The sequence below is a fragment of the bacterium genome, from assembly GCA_024224155.1.
Taxonomy (GTDB): domain Bacteria; phylum Acidobacteriota; class Thermoanaerobaculia; order Multivoradales; family JAHEKO01; genus CALZIK01.
In genome coordinates, this window is sequence record JAAENP010000148.1 from 1 (window position 1) to 1,430 (window position 1,430).

2 protein-coding genes are annotated in these 1,430 nt (G+C 65.5%); one reads left to right on the forward strand and one right to left on the reverse strand.

The window, feature by feature from the left end:
- Positions 1-477 (reverse strand): YqgE/AlgH family protein (locus GY769_08405; protein ID MCP4201939.1); only part of this gene is annotated, 477 nt, incomplete at its 3' end.
- 128 nt (positions 478-605) lie between these two features.
- On the opposite strand from GY769_08405, the gene acnA reads away from it, so the two are divergent.
- A partial coding sequence (gene acnA / locus GY769_08410) for an aconitate hydratase (GenBank protein ID MCP4201940.1) occupies positions 606-1,430 on the forward strand: 825 nt, incomplete at its 3' end.

Sequence of the window (1,430 nt, forward strand, 5' to 3'; positions counted from 1 at the left end):
ATCGTCACAGAACAGAAGGTCGGTGCGGACCGGAGCGGTAATGCAGTCGTTGCGCAGGATCTCCTGGACGAGTTGCCCGTCACCCCAGCCGGCGTAACCCAGGAGCAGCCGGAACGATGCCGGCGGTTCCCCGGCGAGGCTCTCGAGATCGCCGAGGTGCTGGGTCAGCGCGACTCCGGGGCAGATCTCCAACCGCTCCTCGTCGTCTTTTTCGGAGTTGAACAGCAGAGTGCCGAGCTGAGGCTGAACCGGCCCGCCGAAGAACGCCAGGGAGCCTTCGTCCCCCAGCCACGGGATCTCCAGATCCTCGAGGATCTCGGCGATCTTCACGCCCGTGGGCCGGTTGACGATGAATCCGTGGCTACCCTCCTTCTGATGCTGGAGCAGCAGGACGACGCTCTTGTAGAAGAACGGATCCATCACCTGCGGCATCGCGAGCAGGAGAATCGGGGTCTGAAGGTCGTCCGCCTCGCTCATCGTTCCATACTAGCAGACCGTCCGAGTCCGCGAGGACGTTCTTGAGATACACTCATGTCCTGTCTTGCCGCAGGAGGGCAGCCTCCGCAAATCAGCATTCTCGATAAAACAGAAGGGGCGAGTCTCCCATGAAAGATAGTTTCTCTACGCTCAAGACAATCCGGATCGGAGACCGCGGGCTGCGCATCGCCAGTCTCGAAGCCCTCGACGCCCAGGGCCACCAGGTCGGCCGCCTGCCCTACGCCACCCGCATCCTGCTCGAGAATCTGCTGCGGCGCGAGAACGGCGCCGACGTCACCGCTTCCGACATCGAGGCGATCATCGGCTGGCAGCCCGACGCGGTGCCCAGCGTCGAAATCGCTTTCATGCCGGCACGCGTGCTGCTCCAGGACTTCACCGGCGTGCCGGCGGTGGTGGATCTGGCGGCGATGCGCGACGCCATGGTCGCGATGGGCGGCGACGCCGGCAAGATCAACCCGCTGCAGCCCGTCGAGCTGGTGATCGACCACTCGGTGCAGGTCGACGAATACGGCTCGAAGGCGGCGCTTTTGATCAACGCCGAGCGCGAGTTCGAGCGCAACTTCGAGCGCTACGCCTTCCTGCGCTGGGGCCAGGGCGCGTTCGACAACTTCAAAGTCGTGCCGCCGGCCACCGGCATCGTCCACCAGGTCAATCTCGAGTACCTGGCGCGGGGGACGATGACCGGGGAGGGCGAGGTGCCGTTCGCCTACCCCGACACCCTGGTGGGGACCGACTCCCACACCACCATGATCAACGGCCTCGGCGTCCTGGGCTGGGGCGTCGGCGGCATCGAAGCCGAGGCCGCCATGCTCGGCCAACCGATCTCGATGCTGATCCCCCAGGTGGTGGGCTTCCACCTCTCGGGCGAGATGCCCGAAGGCGCGACCGCCACCGACCTGGTGCTGCGGGTCACCGAGATGCTGCGCTCCCAC